General features: G+C 48.4%; 1 protein-coding gene and 1 tRNA gene. One reads left to right on the plus strand and one right to left on the minus strand.

The features are described from left to right. Window positions 1–77 (minus strand) — tRNA-Met (locus G5253_RS20425). A gap of 378 nt (window positions 78–455) precedes the next feature. Here G5253_RS20425 and G5253_RS20430 point away from each other — a divergent pair. Next, window positions 456–1,787, plus strand: coding sequence for a tyrosine-type recombinase/integrase (locus G5253_RS20430; protein ID WP_421204165.1), 1,332 nt, complete (start codon window positions 456–458; stop codon window positions 1,785–1,787). Window positions 1,788–2,102: the final 315 nt, after the last annotated feature.

Genomic DNA, 2,102 nt, shown 5'->3' on the forward strand with positions numbered 1-2,102 from the left:
TGGTGGCTATGACGGGATTCGAACCTGTGACCCCCGCATTATGAGTGCGATGCTCTAACCAACTGAGCTACATAGCCAACCTTGCTTCCGGTGAGTCGTTACCTCGTCACCGTGCGGGCCGAATTATGCGTATCTGGCTCTGGGGCGTCAACCCTTTTTTTGCCAGAAAAACGCAATTTGAGTGCGTTTGACCAGTTATTGGTCTCTGTTGCGCAAAAGCCCAACAATCTGCTTTTTTTTAAGACATTGCCATGATTGCCCGGGCAATGGCAGATAAAAAACAGGCCAGCAAATGCTGGCCTGTCATGGGATTAGACGTTGAACAGGAAGTTCATGGAAAACACGGCGCAAAGCGCTGATTTCCTTTCTAATCATGTACTTAGCGATGTGAGTTGCTATGCGAGGTGTTATTAACACTGAGCCTAGGTTATCACAGACCTAAGGAACATTTGAACATGAAGAGCAAAAAGCAGAATCTAAATCGTCACCTCTGGCTACGAAATAACACTTGGTACTTGCACTGGAACATCCCCCGAATCTTGAGGGATGATCCTTTCTTTAGCGGGCGCTCAATCTTCAGCAAGTCACTTCAAACGGATGACGTTTATGAAGCTCGTAAAATGCGGGATCTAATGGTCTCGAAGTTTCAAGCGATGGTAACGGCCAAAAAAGTACACGCACGACGTTCAGAGTTCATGGCGGCCTATACAGAGGCGAGCCGAGCGAAGAAAACGTTAGAGTCACGGCTAGCTTATCTCGACGACTTTGCCGCTATTGATGCTTATGACGCCCTAGAGTCTGCATTCGATGTGGGAGCTGTTCTGGAGAAAGGTGATGTTATCAAGGCTGATGCCTATCTAGCTGCAATACACGGCAAAACAGAACTAGTCGAGAAGTACAGCATCACCTTGGAAGAAGCCGCTTGGGGTTTTATTAAAGAGCATGAAGGAAAGGTCGCCAAAGCGACATTGAGTCGCGTGAAGAATGCAACTCAGAGCCTCATTACAGCCTCGGGTAATAAGGAAATCCGCCTGAACGAATTGGATAGGCGGCAGGTCACTCGTTGGATCAATAGCATTAGCGATACGGTAAGCGACAGTACACGAAAAGGCTACATTGCAGCATTACAGAAGATGTGGGACTGGAACTGGCTACATGAGCATGTGGAAGGAGAGAGCCCATTCAAGGGTGCAAAGATTGAGTATCAAGGCGATGGGAGCAGTTACAAGGAGTTCACTATAGAGGAGATGGAAGAGATCGTTCGGCTGGCTGATGCCCAGGAGCGAGCATTGATTTGCTTCGGGCTTGTGACTGGGTTCCGACTGAGCGAATTGGTAGGGCTCAATCCAGATAGCTTTGTTGTTCTGGAAGGAGTCACCGCGATCAAGACAGGGAAGGGGAAGACAGAAGCTTCAGATCGCGTATTGCCGCTCCCAAGGGACTTATGGAAAGAGCTTCAACATTGTGTCGATGTAAAAATGTGGTCAGAGAGTTCAGTCGATGCGTGGTCACAGCGTTTCGGCAAGCTAAAACTCAGGGCTACTGGGAAGAGGGATCGGTCAAAATGCTTTCATAGCCTCCGGCACATGACAGGAACAGCCTATGATCGGGCATTTACTGAGGAGCGTTTCACCTCTGCTCTATTAGGGCATAAGAATAAGAAGACAGACTCCTTGTCTTACTCACTCTATTCATCTGGCCTGACTATTGGACAGTACCTCCAAGCAGTTGAAACCATGCTTGCATCCGCCTACATGTCCCAGTTCCTCAAGTTGTTCAACAAGTAATCAACACAAACAAAAAGCCCCCTCGGTGAACATCAGGTAGTCCTGAAGTCCGCAAAGGGGGCTTATTCGTTGAGCGGAGCGTGTTGTACTTCTTTAGCAGCTACCCAATAACACTAAGAGAACACTCACGCTTTTACAGTGACCAATTGTGTCAGTTGCAGGGCAGCACATTTTCGCCGAGCTATGGAATAGTGAACATGGGCGGTGAGATGTATGAGATTTAAAAATCCACCGGTGGGGCACAGAGAGTGCGCTGGTGAGGAGCTTAGAATCCACTGGTGGGGCACAAAGAGTGCGCTGGCGAGGAATTTAGAA

The organism is Aeromonas sp. 602658, from assembly GCF_049173005.1.
In the GTDB taxonomy this organism is placed as follows: Bacteria; Pseudomonadota; Gammaproteobacteria; order Enterobacterales; family Aeromonadaceae; genus Aeromonas; species Aeromonas veronii_A.